The following is a 22,995-nucleotide window of genomic DNA, read 5'->3' as shown; positions in this document are numbered from 1 at the left end:
TTTCGAGGAGAAATCGAATGACGATCACACCCAGCGAAGCGCCGGTAGTCGAGACAACGTACGGGCCGGTTCGAGGATCGACGGAAGGCTCGGTGTCGAGTTGGAAGGGGATTCGTTACGCGGCACCTCCGGTCGGTCCGCTGCGATTTCGCGCGCCGGTTCCGCCGAAGCCATGGACCGAGGTCCAGGACGCAACAGAATTCGGGCCGTGTGAGCCGCAAAGTCGACTCGCGATGATCCCGCTCGGTGAGAACGTTCCGATGGACGAAGACTGCCTGTTCCTCAACGTGTGGGCACCGGGCCCCGTCGGTTCTGATGCGCCGGGTAAACCGGTGATGGTCTGGATTCACGGCGGAGCGTATTTCCGCGGAGCGTCCAGCCAACCACTTTTCGACGCAACCACATTGGCTGAGAACGGCGACGTTGTCGTCGTCTCGATCAACTACCGCATCGGTGTGTTCGGCTTCGTCGATTTCTCGTCCTTCAATTCGAGTGAACATACCTTCGAGCCCAATGTCGCTCTCCGCGACATGATTGCAGCGCTGCAATGGGTTCAAGGCAACATCGCGGCTTTCGGTGGCGATCCCGACAAAGTGACGTTGTTCGGCGAGTCGGCAGGTGGCGGCGCGGTGACGACGCTGATGACCGTCCCGTCCGCTCGCGGCCTGTTTCATCGCGCTATTGCCGAAAGTTCGCCCGCCACTTCGGTGTACGGTAGTGAACGTGGTGAGATCGTCGCGAAGCTGTTTCTCGAGATCTTCAGCGGCGGAAGCGATCTGGGTCTGTTGCGGTCCACGTCTGCCGAAGACTTGATCGGGCCGTCAGACGAACTGTTTGCTCGCGTCCCCCAGGAGACGCCTGGCACTTTGGCGTTCGCGCCGATCGTCGACGGTGATCTGCTCCCTGACTACCCGGTGCGCGCGTTCCGTCACGGCAATGCACACCCGATTCCGCTGATCATCGGAACCAACAAGGACGAATCTTCGCTCTTCCGGATGATGAAGTCGCCGTTGATGCCGATCGATCCCGTCGTGATCACGTCGATGTTCGCGGAGATCGCCGACGAGCATCCAGGACTCGAGCTACCGGATCATTCTCAAATCGAAGGCGCGTATTCGGGACTGTCCAAGCTGGGCGCCGGTCTCGGTTTGACCCGTGATTTCGGATTCCGGCTGCCTACGTTGTGGATCGCCGAGGCGCACAGCAAGGTTGCGCCGACGTGGTTGTATCGCTTCGACTACGCGCCGCCGATGCTCAAGGCGCTGAAGATCGGTGCGACCCACGGCACCGAACTTGCCTACGTCTTCGGCAACATCAACCACGGGGCACGAGACATTACCTACAAGTTGGGTGGCTTGAGCGCGGCGCGTCATGTCTCTGAGCGCATGCAGGCGAGGTGGTTGGACTTTGCCAGAGCTGCAGGCGATTACGACGCCGGGGACGATCGCGAACTGGGTGCGGACCCGGGGTGGCCCACTTACGACACCGACACACGCTCGACACTGTTGATCGACAAACGCGATGCCGTCGTCGCTGATCTCGACCGCGAGATCCGGGAGGCGTGGGGTGAGACGGTGATTGCATTCACCTGACGGTTCAGCCCTGCTCCAATTCGGCCAGGTAGTGCGAGACGGGTCCCACGGTGAGCATTCCGCTTCCGGCGCCGGCTATTTCGGCGGCGGCAGGTAGGAGCGCCGCTCGCGCACGCTCCTTGACTCGACGGTCGCCGACTGCAGTCGCCGCTGCGGCAGTCAAGCACCACAGTGCCTCGGAGAGTAGGTCTTCGGGCGGGTCCGGCAATGCCTCGACGGCCTTCGCTGCTTCGTTCGTCTGCCCCTGTGCGATGAGCAGGTGTGGCCGGGCCCAGGGTTCGTAGGGGCCCCACTGCGTGGTCGGGTCGAAAATCGCCGGCAGTCCCCGCCATACGCGGAGGGCGAGAATTGCGAGAGGGAGTATGCCGTCCGCGAGACCCGGCATGCCGGCATCGGAAAGATTGACCGCCGCAGCTTCGTACAGCTTCTCGCAGTGCGCGGCCTCCGCGCCGGCAGCGGCAGTACGCATAGCGCGAAACCAGGTGGTGAACACCGCTGCCAACGGGCGTTCGTGACGTCCGGCCAATCGATCAACCGTCTCGGAATGTAGCTCGGCTGCATCGAATTGCCCAAGGGCGCTGAGGGCTTGCATGCGGATCAGATGGCCGAGGATCTCGAAGGTAGCCAGGCCGTGTCGAATGGCGAGGTCGACCAGTTCACGGCCGATGTCGTCGCGCTCGGAGGCCAGACCGTTAGTCCAGAACGTCTGCATGAACAATCCGTTCAGAGCGAAGGCCAGGAGCCCTGGATCGTCGAGAGCGCGACCGATCTGTACTGCGGCACGGGCACATTCGAGACCGTGATGACCGGGCAGTCCGCGCGATTCGAGTGCGATTGTCGCCAACAGTCTCGCCCGAGCGGGTTCGTTGCCGGCCGGAAGTCGATCGAGAGTGCGCTGAGCGGTCTCGACGATCTGCGTAGCCTGCCGAGGATCGTCGGATCGCGTCCAGATCCCGGGCACGTCGTAATTGCCGATGATCCGCGCGGTGAGTTCGACGTCGTCCAATTGTTCAGCGGCGCCGATGATTGTCAGTCGTTGGTTTCGGGCAGTCTCGAGTCCGCTTCCGCCCGCAACTGCCAAACTTCGGAGGAGGCCGACGGTTGACTCCAATCTCGATTTCGATCCTGCCGCTACGGTCCGGTCGTACGCTGCCGAAACCTGACTGAAGATCTGTTCTGCCCCTACAGGATCCAGGCGGGTTTCCCGGCGGAGAATGTCGGACTCGAGGTCGTTCAGTCGTGGACCAGGGTCGATGCCCAACTCTTCGGCGAGTAACTTCCGTGCGCGACGTAGGACTGCCAGAGCATCGCCTTGACGATCGGACCGGTACAGCGCCAGAGCGAGTAGTCGCCAACCCTCCTCGCGCCAAGGGTGTTCCGTCACGTGGGCATCCAGATCGGGAATCGCTTCGGCAGCTCGCCCGAGATCGAGCTGCGCGGATGCCAAGCGTTCGACGGCAGTCAGACGCAGTTCCTCCAAGCGTGATCGCTCCGTTCGGGCCCAAGGCTCGTCGGCGAACTCCGCGTAGGCCGGCCCTCTCCACAGCTGCAGCGCGGTTCGGAGCAGTTCGAGTGATTGCGCCGGCGTCGAATCTGCGGCTTCTCGCACCAGTCTTTCGAATTCCCAAGCGTCGACCGCGTCGGGTGCTGCATGAAAGGCGTAACCGGGCCCTTCGGTGACAATGACTTTCGGCTTCTTTCGCGGCGCGCGATCCGGTTCGAGCGCACGCCTCAAAGCGGAAACGAACGTACGTATTGCGCTGGTAGCGCCGGACGGAGGATCGACCCAGAGGTCGTCGACAATCACGTCCACGGGAACAACACGTCCGCGGGCGACGACGAGACGAGCGAGGACCGCTCGGTGTCGTGGACCCTTCAGATCGATCTGGTGTGAAGACTCGTTCCACGCGACCACGGGTCCGAGCACTCCGAAAGCCGGGGCTTCAAATGTGTGGTCTCGCATTTCCCCACGCTATCGCGCTCATCGAACGCTCATCGACTGCGGCGAAGCTGATTGCCATCACCCCGACCTGCCATCACCCCGACTAACGAGAGCGATCGATGACTATCACCATTCCAGGCTTCGACTACCAGCAGATTTCCACAGCAGACGGAGTGCGGCTCAACGTCGCGGTCGGCGGAAGCGGAACACCACTCGTCCTTCTGCACGGCTTCCCTCAGACTCACCTCATGTGGCGTCACGTAGCCACTGCCTTGGCGTCGGATCACACCGTCATCTGCCCGGATCTACGCGGATACGGAGCCAGCGACAAACCGGTCGAGGAAAACCCGGACACCTACTCCAAACGAACAATGGCTGCCGACATCGTCGAGGTGGCCAGGAAATTGGGACACGAGAAGTTTGCCCTCGTCGGCCACGATCGTGGCGCACTGGTTGCCGTCAGAGCGGGGCTGGATCATCCGGATGTGATCACGCAACTCGGCTCGCTGGACGTGCTCCCCACCCTGGATATGTGGGACATCCTGCATGGATCGAATGCTGCTGTGGCGTTCCATCTCTATCTCATGGCTCAGCCACCTGGTCTTCCCGAGCAGATGATCAGCGCCAGCGCCGATGCGTTCTTCGAGTACTTTCTCGACGTGTGGACGCAGAACCGCGAAGCGATTCCGGTAGACGTGCGGGCGGAATACCTGCGCGCCTCACGGGAGGCGGTGCCGTCGATCGTTGCCGATTACCGGGCGTCGGCAGGCATCGACATCGAACACGATCAGTCCGATCGGGAGGCGGGCAACCAACTGCACATGCCGGTCACGGTCATTCAGCAGGACTGGGGCTCGATGCTCGGCTACGACGCCGAGGCCCTGTGGAAAGCGTGGGCGCCCGATCTCGAGCACCGCACGCTGTCCGCAGGTCACTTCATGGCAGAAGAGGCGCCTGCCGAAGTGGTCGAGGCGATCCGGACCCTACTCGAGAGGTAGTTTTGACGCTTCTCGGCTGTCGAGGTACTGGCGAGCGCATCACGTGCGTCGCGAATGGACGAGGGGGATCGATGGGTTTCTCGCTGCACTTCATGCGGGTGACGAAGGACGTGCAACTCGATGTTGATCGGGCGGCGGTCGCCGCTTTCCTCGATCAGCACGGGCTGCGCGTGGTCGAGAGCCCGTACGGAGGCGAGATCGTCGACCGTGACGACAGGGCATTGACGATCGACGGGGCCTTCTCCGACCTTCATCTCGACTCGCTCGAGCAGAGCGATCCACTCAGTGGTGGAATCTTCCACGCGACGCTGTCGCCTGCCGAGTGCGCGTTCGTCTACGACCTCTGCGCGGCGGCTGGGTTCCTGATCGTCAACCCTCAGGGTGACCCGACGTTTCTCGTTCCCCAGCGCAATCACGAGCCCGACGACGTTTCCGAGTTGGAGGACGTCGTCTGGGTCGACAGCGCCGAGGAACTGGCGCGGGCGCTCACCGGTGGTTTCCAAGCGTTCCGCGAGTTTCGGGACCGCGTGACAGGACGAGCCGCCGGTGCCGAATGATCGGGGCCCCGTCGGGTCGACGAAGGTCGGGTTCTACCGCTTGACCCCGGCCGCCAAGTCGTCGACGAGAACCTTGGCGGTCAAGGCGTATCCCGCGGCCTTGTAGTAGTCGAAGGGAATCACTCGACCAGCCTGCGCGGCGGGCAGACGCTGCCACGTCGGCGAGGTGTACACGCTGCCGGAGGCGCTGCGATCCAAGGCGAAGATGACGTCGGCTTCTTCGAGACGGTTGAACTGCTCCGATCCGAGCATCACGCGAAGGTCGGGGCCTTCACGGAGCACCTCGAATCCCAGGTCCTCGGCGACGGCGGTGCGGAAATCGTTCTGGAACCACGCGATCTGATCCTCCGCGGCGGCGACGAAGGCAACCTTCTTGCCGGCCATCAGCGGTTCGACGGTCGGGCGGACCTGAGCTACATGGGCGTCGTACTCGGCGAGTACTTCTTCGGCGCGATCGCTGCGCCCGATGCCGGTGAGGAAGTCCGACATGACCTTCCGCCACTCCGGGGTGAAGTCCTTGCCGACGGGCAGGACCGGTGCGATCTGCTGCATCCGGTCGTTGCCGTACGACCCGGTGTCCCACCAGCCGGCGCTGAGGACGAGAAGGTCGGCGCCGAGAGTCGAGATGTATTCGAAGTTGGGATCCGAAGCACCTTCGGCGAAGATCTCGACACCCGTGGCATCCGGGACCTCACGGCGCAGGTGATCGGCGGCGCCGGTCGGGTAAGCGGTCACCGGGTATCCGGCGAGGATCGACAATTCGAGGCCGTCCCGCGGGTCGAGGGCAACGACGTTCTGTGGGTCCGTCGGAATGATCAGCTTCTCGTCGCCGCGCGTGAACTCGAAGGTCTCCGCGTTCTCGGGCGTCGAACTTTCCGTGCTGCCGCACGCGGCGAGAAACGCGGCCGCAGCGACGCCCGCGCCGACGCCGAAGAAACCGCGTCGCGTCAGGTTGTCCACGATCGCCCAGTAGTCGCGATCGGTCGTGGAGGGAGAAAGGAGTCGAGTCATGCTTGTTAGGTTAGCCTTAGGGGCTGTCTTCGGGAATGCTGAAACAGCTCCCGCGAACGCCAAGAAATACGGCGAACACGCCAGCACAGAGAGTGTTGTCCGCGTCACCGGCAGGTCTGATTCACAACCCACTTTCGACCTCTGACGTGCATGACGTCACAACCGGCCGCCTCCTCGATCGCGATTTGGCCCTGATCGCGCCGACTATGCTGAGTTGACCAGCAGTACGATTTCGGAGGTTGCAATGCAGATCACCAGCGTCGGCCACGCAGGATTTCACATCCAGACCGAGGCCGGATCCATACTGTGTGATCCATGGGTGACCCCGACGTATTTTGCGTCCTGGGTGCCGTTCCCCGACAACACAGAGTTGGACTGGGACGCGCTGGGCAACTGCGACTACCTCTACGTCTCGCACCTGCACAAGGACCACTTCGATCCGAAGAATCTGATCGCGCACGTCAACAAGGACGCCACAGTCCTGCTCCCCGATTACCCGGTGCCGGACCTCAAGCGTGAACTCGAGAAGCTCGGCTTCCACAAGTTCTTCGAGACGGAAGACTCCGTCAAGCACACCGTCAGCGGTCCCAAGGGCGATCTCGACATCATGATCATCGCTCTGCGCGCTCCCGCGGACGGTCCGATCGGTGACTCGGGCCTCGTCGTCTCGGACGGGGAAACCACCTGTTTCAACATGAATGACGCCAGGCCCGTCGACCTGGACCCGCTGACCGACGCCTTCGGGAAGGTCGACATCCATCTGCTGCAGTACTCGGGCGCGATCTGGTACCCGATGGTCTACGACATCCCGAAGGGCACCAAGCGCAACTTCGGCAAGCAGAAGCGTCAGCGCGGCATGGACCGCTGCCGCAACTACATCTCCCAGGTCGACGCTGCCTGGGTTGTTCCGTCGGCCGGCCCGCCGGTCTTCCTCGACGACGACCTGCGTTACCTCAACGACGATCACGGCGACGAGGGAAACATCTTCCCCGACCAGATCACGTTCCTCGAGCAGATGCGCATCAACGGCAACGATCGTGGTCTGCTGATGATCCCCGGCTCGGCCGTCGAACTTCGCGGAAGCGAGAAGGTCGCGCTGACGCATCCCATCCCGGACGCAGACGTCGACAAGATCTTCTCCAACAAGGCCGAGTACATCGAGAAGATGGCGCAGAAGATGGCACCGGTCATCGCCGCGCAGAAGGCCACGTGGGCTCCGGCCGAAGGCGAGCCGCTGCTCGACGGTCTCAAGGCCAAGTTCGAGCCGATCATGGCTCAGTCCGATCTGATCTGCGACGGAATCGGCTACCCCGTCGGACTCGTGATGGGAGAGGAGACGGTCGTCCTCGACTTCCCGAAGCGGATCGTTCGTGAGCCCATCGACGGAGAAGGTAAGTACCGCTACGGCTTCCGCATCGCTCCCGAACTGGTTCGCACCGTTCTGCGTGACGACGAGCCCGACTGGGTCAACACCATCTTCCTGTCGACACGCTTCACGGCGTGGCGCATCGGTGGGTACAACGAATTCCTCTACACGTTCTTCAAGTGCCTCACCGACGAGCGCATCGCGTACGCCGACGGCTGGTTCGCCGAGGCCCACGACGACAGCGCGTCTATCGAGTTGGGCGGGTACGAGATTCAGCGTCGTTGCCCCCACCTCAAGGCGGACCTGTCGAAGTTCGGTGTCGTCGACGGCACCAACCTCACCTGCGATCTGCACGGCTGGCAGTGGGATCTCGAGACCGGCCGCTGCAAGACGTCCAAGGGCCACGAGCTGCGCACCAGCAAGCTGAGCTGAACCGAGCTCGTCGGGTGACGGGATACAGCAGGTCGCTGATCGGCCTGGCGACAGCGCTCGCCGGGTTGGCCGGTTACGTCGACGCGCTCGGATTCATCACGCTCGGTGGGCCTTTCGTTTCGTTCATGAGCGGCAACATGACGCAGGCGAGCGTCGCATTTGCCGACGGGGTGTGGTCGACCGCGAGAGTTGCCGGCGGAATCATCGTGCTCTTCCTCCTGGGAATCGCGCTGGGAACCGTCGTCACCCACTTCACGGAGCGCTATTCGGTCCGGGCTCGCAAGGTCACGGTGCTCGCGGTTGTAGCCGGGCTGCTGTCCATCGGTTCGGTGATGAGCAGCCTCGACGTCACCCCCGGCGCGATCTCGGCGATGGCTTTGGCGATGGGAGCCGTCAACTCGGTGTTCCAGCGCGACGGCGAGGTGACGATCGGTGTCACGTACATGACCGGTGCGCTGGTCAAGATGGGCCAGCGTCTGACCGGTGCCTTTCTGGGTGGCCCGAAGTGGGCGTGGCTGCAGCACTTCGGGATGTGTGCCGGGTTGATCGCGGGCGCGGTGGTCGGTGCGTTGGTTCACCGATGGATCGGTCTTCACGCTCTGTGGCCCGCATCGGCGTTCACGGTTGTTCTGATCGCCGTTGCCTGGCAGGTCTCGCCCCCGTCTCCGGCAAAGGTGTAGAAAGAGCCAGACACAAATCCGGGGTACAGGGGGAAGCAGTGGATGCTCTGATCATCGTGGTGCTCGGACTGCTCGGAATCGTCGCGGCCTCGACGCTCGGAGCGCGGATCGGAGTCGCAGCACCGTTGATTCTGGTGATGGCCGGGATCGTTGTCAGCCTCTTACCATTTGTCCCAGCAGTGGACATCGACCCGGAATGGATTCTGGCAGGCGTGCTTCCGCCACTGCTGTACTCCGCCTCGGTCTCGATGCCGTCGATGGAGTTTCGGCGTGAGTTCGGTGCCATCGGTGGGCTTTCCGTTCTGCTCGTTGTCGTGAGTGCGCTTGTTCTCGGCGTGTTCTTCTCCTGGGTGATACCAGGACTCGGTATCTGGTGGGGCATTGCACTCGGCGCGATCGTGAGTCCGACGGATGCCGTCGCCACGTCCATCGTCAAGAAACTCCCGGTCTCACCGCGTGTGGTGTCGATCCTCGAAGGCGAAAGCCTGCTCAACGACGCCACCGCTCTGGTTCTGTTGCGTACTGCCATCGCCGGGGCCGCCGCATCGGTGTCGCTGTGGAGTGTGTTGGGCAAGTTCGCTTTTGCCGTCGTCGTGGCCGCGGTCATCGGAGTTGTCGTCGGCAAGGTCAACCTGATGGTTCGCGCCCGTGTCACCGATTCGACGGTCAACACGGTCATCTCGTTCACGGTGCCGTTTCTGGCGGCGATCCCCGCCGAAGAGTTGGGTGCGTCAGGGTTGGTTGCTGCAGTCGTGGCCGGGCTCGTCACCGGCTACGACGCTCCTCGGAAGCTGTCACCGCGACACCGGTTGTCCGACTCCCAGAACTGGCGCACAGTCGAATTGGTCCTCGAAGGTGCGATCTTCCTGGTGATGGGCCTTGAACTCTCGTCGATAGTCGACGATGTCCGGGTCGACCACGAGGGCATATCCACGGCGGTCTTCGTGGCGGCGGGTGCACTGTTCCTCACGATCTTGGTGCGGGCTCTGTACGTGGCCCCGCTCCTGCGAGCGCTCCAAGCGCGGGCGAATTTTCGTGAACGCATGAAACCCAGACTCTCCGACATCGCGAATCGCCTCGACAATCCCGAGGATTACCCGCCAGACGAACGACGCAGCAGGCGCCGGGCACCTTCGGCGAATCAGATGGAAAGGTTCAAGGTTCGGGTTCGGCGGACGGTTGCCGATATCGACTACTACCTTGCTGCGCCGTTGGGATGGCGTGAAGGCACGATCGTCATCTGGGCCGGCATGCGCGGGGCGGTCACTCTGGCTGCAGCGCAGACTCTGCCGGAAGACACCCCGAGTCGATCGCTCCTGATCTTGGTTGCGTTCCTGGTGGCAGCAGGCTCGTTGATCCTTCAGGGAGGAACGTTGAAGCGCGTCGTAGTGGCGACCGGTCCGGCAGCGCAGGACCTCACCGAATCCGAACTAGACGAGCATCGCAGGTTGCTCGACCTCCTCGAAGATGCTGCTGCGAGTGTCGTTCCGCCAGAGGGTCGGTCGAAGAAGAGGATCCGCCTCGACGTGATCGACGCGCAGCGTCAGGCACTGCTCGACGCACGTGACGATGGCGTGTTCGACGCACGGATGCTCGGATCGGCACTTGCCGCGCTGGATGCCGATCAGATCAGCCTCGAACTCAAGGGCGGTCCGGACGGTTGATCACGTGCACAGTCTCTTTCGAGCGGACGTCATCATTGTCCGCGTGATCACGCCGTGCAGTACCTGAACGGGTGCGAAGTAGATTCGGCCCGCGCGGTTCTTCAGCTCCACGGCGGTGACGACGTGCAGGAGGCCGGCGTCGTTGTCGGCCTGAACCGAGGCGACGAATCGTAGGTGTTTCTCGTCCGCTTCGATGAGGGCCTCGCCGTCGGCGATCTTGTCGACGGCAAAGGTGTCGGAGCGTCCCTTGGCGATGCCGAGCAGTCCGACTATCCGCTCCCTGAGCCAGAACATCGCGAGGACGGGTGCGGGGACATTCCTGACGTCGAAGACTGCCTGCGCCCACTCCTCGGATGTATGGGTCGGAACAGCCGGGATGGTGATCGTGGTGGCTTCTGCCCAGTCCGGTGCAGGCATTGCCTTGAAAGCGAGTGTCATTTCGTCCTCCGTACGGTGCCGTATGGAACTTACCCATACGGTACCGTACGGAGGTGACGAATGCCCGCGCCCGACTCTCTCGCGACCAGTGGATCGATGCAGCTTTCCAGGCTCTGACAAGCCATGGGCCTGATGCAGTTGCAGTGGAAAAGGTGGCGCGCACGCTCGGGTCGACCAAGGGTTCCTTTTATTGGCACTTCGCCAACCGCGACGAATTGCTGCAAGCTGCGCTCGGCCGGTGGGAAGTTTTGGCAACCGAGAGACTGATCTCCTCCGTCGAGTCCTCTGGTGAACCGGCGGAGGTGAGGTTGCGTCGTCTGGTGGATTCGGTCACGACCGGATTGGCCGGTCGCCGTGCGGAGTTGGAACTGCTTGCCGGGATCGGCCATCCTTTGGTTTCGGCGGCGGTTCGACGTGTCACCGAGCGTCGAGTTACCTACATCGTGACGTTGTTGGTCGATCTGGGGATGGACAGGCAGAAAGCGGAACATCGTGGCGTACTTGCCTATTCGATGTACCTGGGGCAGATGCAATTGGTACACAGTGCGCCCGATGTGGTTCCTGGCAGCGGTGCGGACGCTCAGGCGCTCGCCGACGAGTTCGTGAACATGGTTCTGGCCAGGTAAGTCCGCCGTCGAACGCAGCGTGATCTGCGCATCACCCTGCGCTTTCAGGTGAGGGACCACACATTGCGCGTAACCCATAGTTACAGATACTTTGAGGTCAGCTGAAGTGGGGTGCCGGATATGTCGACATTTCCTGGAGGCGCAAAACCGTTTCACGACAGGAAGAAAGGTGACTCACCATGAGCGTTGTGCTTATTTCGTTGCTGGTCGCCGCTGGACTCACCGTGCTGGCCACCAGTGACGGTGCCGGTCTGGACTTCGGGAGTCGGCAGCTGAACCGCCAGTTGAAGACCCGCACGCACCGGTAACCCCGGAAATCGGCCGGCTCCACGCGATACGTCGCGGAGCCGGCCGATTGCGTTGCTCCGGTCAGTTCACTCCGAGATCTACCAGCCAGGCCCGGGTGCTGCGGGCGACGATGCCCAAGGCAACGGCAGAACCCGTCGCGGAGTCGAACGCGACGCTGTCGGCAGATTCGAGTCCCGTGTAGAGCTGGGAAACCCCGGCTGCTGCGCCCCCTCCGATGATCGGCGCAATCGACGCACCGAAGGCATCGGGCGTCACGGCTTCGAAAGTTACCGCGCGCGAGAAGTGTTCGGCGAATGCCTCGGCGAGTTCGATGCCGGTGATCGCCGGAATCTGTCCGATGTCGACCGCGTCCGGTGCTACGTCGAGAGTCAGGGCCGCAACGGCTGCATCAGCGACGTCGAGATGTGAACTCCATGCGACCGCGAGATCGGCACGCAGTGGGTAACGCAGGACCCCTTCGTCTTTCACCCCCGACAGCACGGTGGGCAGAAGAAGATTCTCGAGGAACAAACGCGGGGTCAGGACGGTCACCGCGATACCTTCGGCGCGGAGTCCGTCGACGAGCTCGGAGAGAACGGGTGTGTTGGGACCGGCAAGCGGCGAAGTAGCGTCGCCGGTCACCGTGCCGCTGGTAGAGATCACGAACCGCGAAGGACCTGTCACTCTTGCTGCTGCCAGAACGTTGTGGGCGTAACCGGCTAGCGTCTCGGTGTCACCGGCGAGTGGCAGGTGAAAGAACACCCCGTCTACCCCGCGATAAGCGTCGGCGAGAGAGTCGACTGACGCATTGTCCGCGACGACGGTGTTCGCACCCTCGAACGTCTGATCGGGGTTGCGGGTGATTGCTCGGACTTCGGCACCTGTCGATCCGGCGAGAGCCGCGACCAATCCCGCGAGAACGGGAGAACCCTGTGCGCCGGTGGCGCCATGCACTGTGTAAGTCATGACGCCTATAGTTCAGATTGGGAACCAGTTACTTCAAGTGAACTAATGGGGAATCGATGAGTGAATCAGGTCACGTGCTTCCGGAGTGCGGCGTCGCGCGCTTTCTGCTGGTTCTGGACGGACCGTGGGCAACGCTGATCGTTCGTGAGCTCACGCACGGCCCGATGCGCTTCACGGAACTACGACGCGCATTGCCCGGCATCAGTCCCAGGACACTTTCCGCCAGGCTCAAGCGATTCGAGGAGTTCGATCTGGTGACCCGGACTGCCTACGCCGAGGTGCCGCCGCGAGTGGAGTACGAACTCACCGCGACGGGGATGGAACTGCGCTCCGTGCTCGAAGCGATGGTCGAGTGGGCGGATCTGGCACTCCCCGTTTCGTGACCCTGCCCTCAGTGCGGGCCCGAAAGTCCAACCCGCAGAGCGTCGCAGGCCTCGAACATCGCATCTTGACCGGTATGGCCGACACCGGTGGTGTTGACGAAGGCATGGATCAATCCACTGTGACGCCTGAGTGCAACCGGGACTCCGGCCTCTCGCAGCCGGTTCGCGTATTCCTCGCCCTCGTCGCGTAGTGGGTCGAAACCGGCGACGGCAACGTACGCGGGCGGTAGGCCGGCCAGGTCCGGAGTGAGCAGCGGTGAGACTCGCGGGTCGAGAGCCGAAGCGCCGCCCGACAGGTAATGGGCTGCATACCAGTCGAGTTGGGCGTCGGTGAGAAAGAAGTCGGTGCCGAACATCTTGTGCGAAGGGCGCTTCGACGAAAGGTCCACCCAGGGGAAGAAGAGCAGTTGGAATACTGGTTTGACGTCGTCTTCGGTCGTGGACTGCGCGACGACGGCAGCCAGGTTCCCACCCGCGCTGTCTCCGCCTACCGCAATGGATTTCGGATCTGCACCCAGCTCGGTGGCATGCTCGACGCAGTACCGGAATGCGGCGACGGCGTCATCGACCCCGGCGGGGAACGGGAACTCCGGTGCTAACCGGTAGTCCACCGACAACACACTGACCTCGCCGTGGCGGGCCAGGAAGCGGCACACACTGTCGCCGCTCTCGAGGCTGCCGAGGACGAACCCGCCGCCGTGGAAGTACACCAAAAGTGGAGCGGGCGTTGAGACTCCGGCCGGGCGATACAGCCGAGCCGGAATCGCGTGATCCCCGGCCGGGATCTCGAGGTCACGTACCGTCTCGATGTCGATGGGCGTACCGCCGAACAGTCGCGATTCGGCGTCGATCTGAGCCCGTCCCTCTTCGACCGGAAGATGCTCGAAGCTCGTACCTTCGACCGCTGAGAGCAATCTCAGCGCAAGCTGGATCTCGGGGTGCAGAGTCTGCCCGTCGATCTCCTTCGGCTTGCCACCGAGAATGCGCTGCGCGCCGGTCGGTAAGGCGCCGACGACATCGAGCAGCACCCGCGCAACACGATCTTGGACAGACATCTTCTCCGTGGACATACTCGCCTTCCGTCGGCTGATCACCCGTCGCTTGTACGTTACGAAAGAACTGGACAAATATCCAGGAATCTCGACGCCCGCGATCAGCTTGCCGGCGTCACCGTGACCGTGACGGGGCCCGCGTCGTCCGCGGTTTCCACTGTGAGAAGACGGCTTTGGGGGTTCCAGTTCACGATGTCGGCGCCCGCGACGTCGACGCCGCCGGGAAAGCCGCTTTCGGGTAGGTAGATCTCGGTCGGTGCCGTTACCGCGGGGTTCGGGGTGAACGTCAGCTGAAGGCGGTCAACGGTCGAGGACCATTCGGTGGGTGTGCCCGCGACGGCACGCGGATACGGCTTGTTCAGGGTGTCGACGAGGAGTGTCTGCGATCCGTCCGGCAGGTACGGGCCCCAAGGACCTGGATCACTGGACCAGTAGGAGACACCCGCGCCGAGTTCTCGGGCGGTCGTGTAGACGCGGTCGATGTAGTCGGTTGCGCCGGGCAGTGTTGTGTCGAGCCCGAATTCGCCGAGAATGATCGGAACGCCGCCGAGTACGTTGCCTGCGATGTGTTCGACGCTGTCGCGCCAGGTGTCGATGGTCGCGTCGGTGAGTGTGCGTGAGAGACCGGAGTATCCGTCACCGAGGTCGAGGGGCAGCGGGTACAGGTGTGGGCAGTAGGCGATTCGCTGTTCGCCGGCTCGTGGGTCGTTGATCTTCGTGAGTCCGCTGGGGACACCTTGGTTGACGCCGACGGCCTGCGGGGCCACACACACCCAGCTGTCCTGATCAACTTCCCTGATGGCGTTGGTGGTTCGCTGATACAGGGCAGCGAGGGGCCCACCTTCGAAGGCGGGGCCTTGGAGGGAACCGCCCCACGGCTCGTTCATCAGGTCGTATGCCACGACGGTGTCATTGCCTGCAAAACGTTCGGCCACCGCCTGCCAGGCGTTCGCGTAGTGCTCGACCAGTTCGGGGTGTTGGCCGGTGGTGTTCCAGAAGTTGTCGAATGCGCGCATCACGCCGGGTTGGACGTAGTACAGCTCCCAGCGGTCTTGAGGGCTGACCGGAAGGCCGTCCATGTAGGTCGCCCAGGCCGGTGCGCCGTTGCCGATGTTGCCGGCGCCGTTGCCGCTGTTGCCCTCTGGTGTGATCGCGCCGGAGTAGACGTCCTGATGCATGTCGAGCATGACCTTGTACCCGCGTTCGGCGTACCAGCTGACCCGGTCCTCGACGCGGTCCAGATATTTCTGGTCGTACTGTCCCGGCTCTGGCTCCACCGAACGCCAGGAGATCAGGAAACGCACGAAATTTGTTCCCATGTCGGCATGTTCGCGCTCGAGATCGGCTTCGGTGAACTTCGGCATGCCGTCGGGTGCGCTTTTTGCGCTCGACGCCGTGTTGAACCCTCGCAGGATCAAGGAGCGCCCGGCGTCGTCGGTCAGGTACGACGGTGGCACCGACGTGCCATCGGCGCTCCCCGACGTGGGCAGGCTGCCCTGAGCCGCGGCAATTCCGCCGCCCAGTATCAGTGAGCCCGCGACTATCAGTGCTGAGAGCGGGATACGACGCACGGAAACTCCTTCTGGGTGTGTGGATGGATTGACTTGTCCGAATGGGGATTCGGCCCTGGGCTTGAACGCTCGGTGTCGATTCACGTCGGTTGGCTTACGCTGGTCCGCCCGTTTTCGATGTGTCCGACGAGCACGCGCTTGAATTCAGGATCTTCGTCGACCGTCACGGCGGCCTGATACCAGCCGTCCACCGAACGCACCGTCCACCGAGAGTGTGCACCGGCAGCGAGTTTGCGTCGGTTTCCGTCCACATTGACCGTCAGTGCACGACTTCCGGAATTGGTCGCCGTCAGTACAAGCGTGCGCGTCCCTGCGTCGACAGTTGTCGAGACGTCGAGCGAGGCTGCCGCACTGTCTGTAGCTCCGCTGAACTCGCGCCTGAAACCGTTGGGACCCAACAGGGTCAGGCTGTAAACGCGATCACTGAGCGCAACGGTGTCATCGACCTCACCCAGGAGGTCGTAATGCCGTGGCTCGTCGAACTCACCTGCGTACGGGTACAAGGCCAGGTGCGTTGATGCGGCGCCGGTATTGGCCAGATGGACCGCCAACGAGCCGGTTTCCGGGTTCACCGTCGTGTAGGCGTCGGGCTGATAGGGAAGGGCCCGTGCTGGTCGAGTGCCGCTTTCCTGCAGAGGCATTCTCTGTTCGGTGGGAGGTGTTGGCGTCCATCGCGGTTCCAGCGGTGGTGTGGGTTGCGGGCGCGCCAACGTCGGCCGGCTACGCGGGTTGGCGAAGTCGAACGCCGACGTCAGGTCGCCACTCACCGTGCGTCGCCACGGGTCGATTTCCGGTTGCGTGATTCCGAACCGCTTTTCCAGGAACTGCGTGACGGACGTGTGGTCGAACACTTGTGAACAAACGAAACCGCCAACAGTCCACGGCGAGATGATCGTCATCGGCACCCGCGGGCCGAGACCGAGCGGCTGATTACCGACCCATTCGGCTTCGACCCAGCGCGGTGGTCGAGGTGGCGGTACATGGTCGAAGTACCCGTCGTTCTCGTCGAAGTTGACGATCACGGCCGTCTTCGCCCACAGATCCGGATCGGACGCGATGGCGTCGAGTACTTGATAGAGCAGTGTTGCGCTCGCCGCAGGTGACGAACCCGATGGATGCTCCGAATCCACCTCGGACGGAACGAGATAACTGACTTGCGGCAGTCGGCCCGACTCGACGTCCTTCCTGAACTCGGCGGCCAGTGTGCCGGGCCGGGATCGGTACAGCGCGCGATCGTAGAGTTGGCGATCAGCAGGCGACAGTTGGTCTGCGGCATTCGCGAGGGCCAGTACCGCTGCGTCCTGGACCGGCGCCGGCATCGACGGCAGGGCGAGATAGAACCCGGCCAAGGTCTGCAGTTCGTAGGGGAGCAGGCTTGGCCGACCAAGCAGTCCTGCCGCCACTTTCTTGAAGGCAGTGAAGTATTCGAGGTTGTTGTCTCCGAAGTTGTCCCACTCCTGGTAGGTCTTCCAGGAAATGCCGGCGGACTGCAACCGCTCGGGAACCGTCGTCCATCCGTAGCCGGCGTGCCAGGGGTTATAGGCCGCATTGGTTACAGCTCTTCCCTCGGGGCCGGGCGGATCCGAAGGCAAGACCGACTCGGTCGGATTAGGCGAAAGTGGCTCGTATCCGGTGTATCCAGAGACCCAATAGTTCCGGTTGGGGCTCGTCGATGTCGGTACGGAGCAGTGGTAGGCGTCGCAGATCGTGAACGCGTCCGCCAGTTCGTAATGGAACGGGATGTCTTGCCGGTCGTAGTACGCCATTGTCGTACTGGTTTTTGCCGCGATCCAACCGTCGTGCCAGCCGTCGGCGAGTGCGGCATGTCCGCCCGCCCAGCTGTGGTCGAGTCCGGTCACGTTCTGGGTGTCCATGCGTTGTGCCGCAGCGGAATCGCGGATGGGGAAGGGGAGCACAGGACCGGTAGGACCGGGTTGTTCGAAGACGCTGTGGCCGCCGCGCAGACGCAGCGCATTCGGATCCCCGAATCCGCGAACACCCCTCAGTGCGCCGTAGTAGTGATCGAAAGATCGGTTCTCCTGCATGACGAGGACAACATGCTCGATCGAATCGAGCCCGCCGGAGTTGACGGGTGTCGCCAGTACACGCTGAAGCGACGGCGGGAGAAGGGAAGTAGCGGCGACTGCAGTTGCACCGACCCCGGCGGCGAGAAACGACCGTCGAGAAAGAGAATTCCTGGACACTTGTGCTCCATCGATAAATCAATCAGTTCTATGACCACGGCCGCAACAGGCTGCTGCCGCTGCTCCGAATCGGTGCAGCGGCAACAGCGTCGAGAAGAATTCGATCAGGAACCGAAGAGACCGCCCAGTGAACCGAGGCTGCCCGAACCGCCGTTCCCGCCGTCGTCAGGCGCAGCAGAAACCTTGACGACGGATTCGTCCGACGCGGACTGTGTGAATCCACTTCGCCCGGCGTATGCCGCCTTGATCCGATGATCGCCCGTCGATGCGAAAGTGTGCGTCAGTCGCGCCACTCCGTCGACTCCGACGACAACGGGCTGTCCGATGGGTTGGTCGCCGTCGTAGAACTGAACCGAGCCCCCGCCGGGGTTGGGGGTGACCGTCGCGGACAGTTCTGCCGCGACATTCTGCTTGGTCGTCGCGGGAGCTGCCAGTGAGGTCGAGGTGGTGACATCGGACGGTGCGGGATCAGACACGGTGACCGTTTGAGCGGGTGCCATCGACGGCATGAATCCTGTTGCGCCGGAGTAGTAGGCCGAGACGGCATGAGATCCAGCCGAGGTGAAGGCATGTTCCAGAGTGGCTTTGCCGTCAGTGCCCACCGGGACCGGAGCGCCGATATCTGCAGCGCCGTCCTTGAACTGGAGAGTGCCACCGGTGGGTGTCGGCGTGACCTGCGCCCTCAGCGACACCGAAACGCCCGTCTTAGCATCGGTGGGAACGTTCACGGCCGTGTCGGTCTGCTTGACGACAGGTGCGGCAGTCACCGTCACCATCGCCTCGGTCGAGTTGGAACTCTGGAATCCGTTGACGCCCTGGAACGTTGCGGAGACTCGCGCGGTTCCGGCGGTGAAGAAGGTATGCGGTAGCCGGGCAGTGCCGTCGGCACCGGGCGTGACCGGTGTACCGACGTCGGCGCCGTCCACCCTGAACTGCACGTTTCCGTTGACCGGGGCCGGATCCACCTTTGCGACAAGCTCGGTCGGTGTGCTGGCTTGGATCGAGCCGGGCATCTGGATTGTGGTGGTTGTCGGTTGGCTGACGTAGATGGTGGTCAGGGCCTGGCCGCCGGCGTTGAGGCCGGAGTTCCTGTTGTCCCGCGGGGAGCAGTTGTAGCGCTCCCAGTAGTTGACTCCGAAGACATCCTTTTCGCGCTGGACGAATGTGAGCGCATTTCGGTCGTCGTCGTAGTTGGCGGAACCGGGATCGGAAACCCTCAGCGAAGGCTTGATCTCGGTACCGGCCGCACCAGCTTTGACCGTGACGTCGACTGCGGGGAGTCGGAACTTGGTGTTGGCACCGACGATGATGCCGTCACTCGATCGAACTGCGGAGGACGGACCGTTTCCGGTGGTCCGATTCGATCCGGAGATACGCAGGTGCGTACCGGATGCCGATGGATTACCGCCGTCGTCGATCCGTGTGACTGTCGGAGTGGCACTGTCGGATCCGAGGCCGTACGCACTGTCCGCCACAAGCTGGGAACTCACGAATTCGACGCCGGACGGGATGTCGAAGTCGTACTTGATCCGGGCCCAATGCACGACTCCACGGCTGGCATGGCCGCCGCTGTTTGCCTTCATCTCGTTCGGCTGCACGCGGTAGGTGACGGTCTCACCTGGTGCCGCGGTGGTCGGCGCGGTGATGGTGACTCCCGAGCCGAGTGTCTCGTTGAACGTGATCGGGCTTGCCACACCGTCCATCTCGCGCACATGGCATGCAGTTGTGAAGGCCACGCTCTTGGTCTCGGGGGCAGCAGAGGCGATCCCGCCGCCGACGATGGAGAACAAGCCGCCGGCCAGTACCGAGACGGTTGCAATCGCAGAGCCGCGTAGGAGTTTCGAGTTCATCGTCGAATCCTGGTTTCTGTTCACAGTTTTCACGACCCGAATCCGGGGGTACCAAGGCTACCGGTGCCAGGCTCGGGCTCGGACGGTTCGACGACGTTGATCGTCACGGCGCCCGACATCGACTCCATGAAACCGGCCGATCCCGTGTAGTACGCCGTGATGTTGTGGTCGCCCGCTGTTGTCATCGTGCGGTTGGCCTTTGCGACGCCGTTGACGACGGCCACCGGAGCGCCGAGGTCGACCCCTCCGTCACGGAACTGCACTGTTCCTCCCGACGGCCACGGAGTGACCGTTGCCGTCAGTTCCACGGAGTCACCGACGACGGCCTTACCGGGTGCGTCGATTCGCGTCTGTGTCTGAGCGAGGCTGGAGTCGACGTTGATCACGGCGAGCGGCCGGCCGCCGGCGTTCAATCCGGCCGAACGATTGTCGCGTGGTGAGCAATTGGTGGTCAGCCAGTATTTGACGCCGCCGAGCAGGGTCTCCTGCTGCAGGAAGGTCAGGTAGTTGGCGGCACTGTCGTAGGAACCCGAGTTGGAATCGGACACGCGCAGCATGGGCTTGATCTGGGTGCCGACAGCCCCTGACGTGACGGTGACGTCGACTGCCGGGAGCTGGAACGTCTTTCCTCCACCGACCTCGATTCCGCCGCCGCCGTTGTCGTCGGTGTTGGGTCCGTTGCCCGCCGTGATGTTGTTGCCGGAGATACGAAGATGCGTCCCACTCGGATCGGGTGAACCGGCATCGTTCACCCGCGTGATCGTCGGGGCGACCCCACCCAGATTCGAGCTGGTGCCGGCCACGATCTGCGCCCCCACGTAGGAGGTGCCTGCAGGGATGTCGAAATCGAACTTGAGACGCGTCCAGTTCACGACGGACCTGAGGTCGTAACCGTCCTTGGGGACCGTCATCGGCTTGGGCGCGAGGCGGTATGTGAAGGTGGAGTTCGGCGGGACCACGGCCGGCGCACTGATCGTGACGCCGGAATCACGCGTCTCGTTGTGTGTGATCGGTCCGGGGAACTGCCACCCGTGGCACGATGCCGTGAACGGAAGGTCCACATCAGCGGCGGACGAGACTCCGGCTCCGCCGATCACGAGGGCAACGCATCCGGTCAACGACGCGGCCACCCCCACTCCTCGGCGCATCAACGTCGACACCATTCACATTCTCCTTGAGTAGCGCTCGACAAGATCGAGCTCTCGGCTTGAAGCCGGGTCCGGGAACCGGCCTCGAGCTGACAGAGAATCGAATACGTCTCGTCGTTTGCTCACTACCAGCTCAAACCCTGGAGAGGAGTAGAACACAGAGCGAGCCGCAAAATATGCGATTCGGACAAATTGTTGGACAAACGTCCAACCGGTGAAATTTCTCCACTTCTCCGACCGCTCTGCACTGCTTTAACGTGGCGTGAAGTGGGCCCGGTAAACGGTCAGGCGATCGCGCGGCGCATCAGTTCTGCCGTCTCCTTGTTGAATGCCACCAGTGTGACCGTCTCGACCTCGGTCTTCGCCGCGCGAATCGCTGAAACGGCCTGTCGGACGGCATCTTCCTTCGGCCAGCCGTAGACCCCTGCCGAGATCAACGGAAAGGCGGCGGTTCGCGCGTCGATCGAGTCGGCCACGGCGAGGCTGCGGGTGTACGCCGACCGAAGCAATCCGGATCGGTCCTCGGAGCGCGAATACCTCGGGCCGACGGTGTGAATCACGGCCTTGGCGTGCAGCTTTCCCGCGGTGGTGGCCACGGCCGCACCCACCGGCAGGCCGTCGGGAAGGCTGGTGTTGCGCAATACCTCGCAGGCCTTCAGGATCTCCGGTCCTCCGGCTCGGTGGATCGCGCCGTCGACACCGCCACCACCGAGGAGCCTGGAGTTGGCCGCATTGACGATGGCGTCGACCGTCAGCGTCGTGATGTCACCTTCGACGACTGTAATAGCGGGCATGGATCCTCCTGGGTACCCGACGGCTGTGTGTCCGACGGCCGCGTTTCCGACTGCCGTGTTCCAGAGTTCACGCTTCGGGCGAGCCCACGGCATAGCCGAGCGTACGTCGTAGGGATCACGTCCGATCAACATCGAGTATCGCGCTGCAACCGACGGCGTGCGACTGTGCGCCTGAACGCAATGGAGGAGTACGCGCTTTCCCTCGGCCCGCAACGCCTGGACGGTGCGCGCTGCGTCGTCGAGAACGAACTCGAGGTTGGCGTTGGAATCGTGACCGTCGTCGACCAACCAGAACTCGACGTGATCAGGGGCGACCTGTCGTGTTCCCATGCGGCACAGGCTGACCACGGCGTCGTAGTCTGCAGTGGACACCGCATCGACGCCGCCGAGCATGACGCCGTCGTCGTGCGGGTGCGTCGTCAGGTGGTGGGTTCCGCGAAACCTCGAGTAGTCGAGTTCTGCCGTCGACGGCCATCCGTTCTTGTCGTCGGTACCGCCGCGAGCAGTCTTTATTGCCAGGCGAATCAGATCGGAGGAACGGTATCCCGGCCAGCCATGCATGATTCGGCGCCAACGGGCGGGAACCGCCGACGCTCCCCAGCGGGCGCCGAGGAGGCCACCCGCGATGGCCGCCGTCGTGTCGGTGTCCCCGCCGGCTCTTACTGCTGCTTCCAATGCGTACTGGAGGTGGCGAGCATCGCCATTGTCCGTGGAAGTGATTGCCCACCAAGCAGTCTGAAGTGCATGCACCACCCAACCGTTCTTGGAGAAGTCCTGCGGGTTCCCGGTTTCGGCCTGATCGAGCAGCGGGCCCCAGTATTCGGCGACGTCCTGATCGGCAACGGAGAGGAAGCCGCGAACACCGTCGAAGTTGCCGGAGACAACGGCATGGCGGATGGCATGGGTCCACAACTCGCACGCCTGTCCGGCACGCGGGTCGTCGTGCGTGAGTGAACTGATCCGGTGCGCTGCCGACCTGGCACCTTCTGCATCGTCCAAGTAGGAGAGGGCGACGGGAGCAGTCCGCATGAGCGAGCCGTTGCCGGCTTTGCGGCCGCTGATCGCCCGCGCACGATCCGCCATCGCCGCTGCGCTTTCGGAGCGGACGGACAACACTGCTCGCGTCTGGTTGCCGATGTCCGCGGGCTTCGAGTCGTACCACCGGATGAACTGTGCTGCAATGGCATCGAGACCGTCAGCGCTTCCGATGTCGATTCCGGTAGCGGCCACCTCGGCGATCGCAACTGCCATCGAGGCGTCGTCGGTCCATTCTCCCGGCGCCCAGTCGAACGGGCCGCCACCGATCATGTCGATCGTGACCTCGGCCTTCGGGTAGGTGAATTCGTAGCCGGCGCCGAGCGCGTCTCCTGCTGCGGTGCCGAGCAGAACGCCGGCCGCTCGATCGGACTGCTGTGCGGTGAGTTTCATAGCCA

The 22,995-nt window shown here is 63.1% G+C and carries 19 protein-coding genes; 9 read left to right on the top strand and 10 right to left on the bottom strand.

The genetic code is table 11. From position 1 onward, the window contains the following. Positions 1–17 precede the first annotated feature (17 nt). Complete coding sequence (locus P0M12_RS10575) at positions 18–1,592, top strand: carboxylesterase/lipase family protein (RefSeq protein ID WP_030536200.1); 1,575 nt, start codon at positions 18–20, stop codon at positions 1,590–1,592. Positions 1,593–1,596: 4 nt separating this feature from the next. Here P0M12_RS10575 and P0M12_RS10570 read toward each other — a convergent pair whose 3' ends face one another. Beyond that, the gene (locus P0M12_RS10570) at positions 1,597–3,555 is read right to left on the bottom strand and encodes a BTAD domain-containing putative transcriptional regulator (RefSeq protein ID WP_151098434.1); all 1,959 of its coding nucleotides are present in this window, start codon (positions 3,553–3,555) and stop codon (positions 1,597–1,599) included. A gap of 98 nt (positions 3,556–3,653) precedes the next feature. On the opposite strand from P0M12_RS10570, the gene P0M12_RS10565 reads away from it, so the two are divergent. After that, positions 3,654–4,532, top strand: coding sequence for an alpha/beta hydrolase (locus P0M12_RS10565; protein ID WP_003942926.1), 879 nt, complete (start codon positions 3,654–3,656; stop codon positions 4,530–4,532). Positions 4,533–4,603: 71 nt separating this feature from the next. Beyond that, entirely contained in the window at positions 4,604–5,089 is a 486-nt protein-coding gene (locus P0M12_RS10560; protein WP_042922885.1) for a hypothetical protein, read from the top strand. Between the two features lie 33 nt (positions 5,090–5,122). Here the strand turns inward: P0M12_RS10560 and P0M12_RS10555 are convergent, their stop codons facing one another. After that, positions 5,123–6,100 (bottom strand): ABC transporter substrate-binding protein, encoded by a 978-nt coding sequence (locus P0M12_RS10555; RefSeq protein ID WP_030536198.1) that lies wholly within the window; start codon positions 6,098–6,100, stop codon positions 5,123–5,125. A gap of 244 nt (positions 6,101–6,344) precedes the next feature. Between P0M12_RS10555 and P0M12_RS10550 the strand changes: the two genes are divergently transcribed. Genes P0M12_RS10550 through P0M12_RS10540 form a run of 3 tightly spaced genes read left to right on the top strand, consistent with a single transcriptional unit; the run spans position 6,345 to position 10,242 of the window. Then, on the top strand, positions 6,345–7,898 hold the full coding sequence (locus tag P0M12_RS10550) for an MBL fold metallo-hydrolase (RefSeq protein ID WP_003942885.1): 1,554 nt from the start codon (positions 6,345–6,347) through the stop codon (positions 7,896–7,898). 14 nt (positions 7,899–7,912) lie between these two features. Next, on the top strand, positions 7,913–8,578 hold the full coding sequence (locus P0M12_RS10545) for a YoaK family protein (RefSeq protein WP_003943143.1): 666 nt from the start codon (positions 7,913–7,915) through the stop codon (positions 8,576–8,578). Between the two features lie 38 nt (positions 8,579–8,616). Further along, positions 8,617–10,242, top strand: coding sequence for a sodium:proton antiporter (locus P0M12_RS10540; RefSeq protein ID WP_003943093.1), 1,626 nt, complete (start codon positions 8,617–8,619; stop codon positions 10,240–10,242). Here the strand turns inward: P0M12_RS10540 and P0M12_RS10535 are convergent, their stop codons facing one another. Continuing rightward, positions 10,243–10,680 carry a DUF2867 domain-containing protein gene (locus P0M12_RS10535; protein WP_277377680.1) on the bottom strand — a complete coding sequence of 146 codons (438 nt, stop codon included), beginning with the start codon at positions 10,678–10,680 and terminating at the stop codon, positions 10,243–10,245. 53 nt (positions 10,681–10,733) lie between these two features. Here P0M12_RS10535 and P0M12_RS10530 point away from each other — a divergent pair, with 53 nt between their 5' ends. Then, on the top strand, positions 10,734–11,306 hold the full coding sequence (locus P0M12_RS10530) for a TetR/AcrR family transcriptional regulator (RefSeq protein WP_050654987.1): 573 nt from the start codon (positions 10,734–10,736) through the stop codon (positions 11,304–11,306). A 179-nt stretch (positions 11,307–11,485) separates the two neighbouring features. After that, positions 11,486–11,614 carry a hypothetical protein gene (locus P0M12_RS10525; protein ID WP_003943237.1) on the top strand — a complete coding sequence of 43 codons (129 nt, stop codon included), beginning with the start codon at positions 11,486–11,488 and terminating at the stop codon, positions 11,612–11,614. Between the two features lie 61 nt (positions 11,615–11,675). Here P0M12_RS10525 and P0M12_RS10520 read toward each other — a convergent pair whose 3' ends face one another. After that, complete coding sequence (locus P0M12_RS10520) at positions 11,676–12,560, bottom strand: NAD(P)H-binding protein (protein WP_065456508.1); 885 nt, start codon at positions 12,558–12,560, stop codon at positions 11,676–11,678. A gap of 56 nt (positions 12,561–12,616) precedes the next feature. Here P0M12_RS10520 and P0M12_RS10515 point away from each other — a divergent pair, with 56 nt between their 5' ends. Then, positions 12,617–12,943 carry a helix-turn-helix domain-containing protein gene (locus P0M12_RS10515; protein ID WP_019745900.1) on the top strand — a complete coding sequence of 109 codons (327 nt, stop codon included), beginning with the start codon at positions 12,617–12,619 and terminating at the stop codon, positions 12,941–12,943. A gap of 8 nt (positions 12,944–12,951) precedes the next feature. Here P0M12_RS10515 and P0M12_RS10510 read toward each other — a convergent pair whose 3' ends face one another. The 6 genes from P0M12_RS10510 to P0M12_RS10485 all read right to left on the bottom strand — a co-directional run bounded on the left by P0M12_RS10510 (position 12,952) and on the right by P0M12_RS10485 (position 22,990). Then, the gene (locus tag P0M12_RS10510; protein WP_346772265.1) at positions 12,952–14,013 is read right to left on the bottom strand and encodes an alpha/beta hydrolase; all 1,062 of its coding nucleotides are present in this window, start codon (positions 14,011–14,013) and stop codon (positions 12,952–12,954) included. An 83-nt stretch (positions 14,014–14,096) separates the two neighbouring features. Next, positions 14,097–15,566 (bottom strand): cellulase family glycosylhydrolase, encoded by a 1,470-nt coding sequence (locus P0M12_RS10505; protein ID WP_277377678.1) that lies wholly within the window; start codon positions 15,564–15,566, stop codon positions 14,097–14,099. A gap of 80 nt (positions 15,567–15,646) precedes the next feature. Further along, complete coding sequence (locus P0M12_RS10500; protein ID WP_277377677.1) at positions 15,647–17,770, bottom strand: phospholipase C, phosphocholine-specific; 2,124 nt, start codon at positions 17,768–17,770, stop codon at positions 15,647–15,649. A 104-nt stretch (positions 17,771–17,874) separates the two neighbouring features. Then, the gene (locus P0M12_RS10495; protein ID WP_277377676.1) at positions 17,875–19,620 is read right to left on the bottom strand and encodes an Ig-like domain-containing protein; all 1,746 of its coding nucleotides are present in this window, start codon (positions 19,618–19,620) and stop codon (positions 17,875–17,877) included. A gap of 29 nt (positions 19,621–19,649) precedes the next feature. After that, the gene (locus tag P0M12_RS10490; RefSeq protein ID WP_277377675.1) at positions 19,650–20,783 is read right to left on the bottom strand and encodes an Ig-like domain-containing protein; all 1,134 of its coding nucleotides are present in this window, start codon (positions 20,781–20,783) and stop codon (positions 19,650–19,652) included. Positions 20,784–21,052: 269 nt separating this feature from the next. Beyond that, positions 21,053–22,990 carry an O-acetyl-ADP-ribose deacetylase gene (locus P0M12_RS10485; protein ID WP_277377674.1) on the bottom strand — a complete coding sequence of 646 codons (1,938 nt, stop codon included), beginning with the start codon at positions 22,988–22,990 and terminating at the stop codon, positions 21,053–21,055. Between the last annotated feature and the right edge of the window lie 5 nt (positions 22,991–22,995).

It is taken from the genome of Rhodococcus sp. RCBS9 (genome assembly GCF_029457415.1).
Lineage (GTDB): Bacteria > Actinomycetota > Actinomycetes > Mycobacteriales > Mycobacteriaceae > Rhodococcus_F > Rhodococcus_F qingshengii.
This window is presented reverse-complemented; position numbering and strand designations above follow the sequence as displayed.